Origin of the sequence: Olavius algarvensis spirochete endosymbiont (assembly GCA_900608495.1) — a bacterium.
Classification (GTDB): domain Bacteria; phylum Spirochaetota; class Spirochaetia; order DSM-2461; family DSM-2461; genus UBA2779.
In genome coordinates this window covers 1-217 of sequence record UWYT01000041.1, presented here as the reverse complement: position 1 = coordinate 217, position 217 = coordinate 1, and the positions used below count along the sequence as shown (strand labels likewise).

Below are 217 nucleotides of genomic sequence, written 5' to 3'. Positions count from 1 at the left end.
TTGTTGCCATAATCTGCTACATAGACATTGCCGGATGAGTCCACAGCCACTCCGGAGGGGGAGTTAAATTTCGCTTCTGTGCCGGTGCCATCCGCATGACCCGCTGTGCCAGTGCCGGCCAAGGTGGTTACCACCCCCGCCGGCGTGATTTTCCGGATGCGGTTGTTGCCATAATCTGCTACATAGACATTGCCGGATGAGTCCACAGCCACTCCGG

General features: G+C 57.1%; 1 pseudogene. It reads right to left on the bottom strand.

The window, feature by feature from the left end:
* Positions 1-217: pseudogene (locus S1OALGB6SA_RS00875) on the bottom strand (hypothetical protein); the annotation flags it as partial.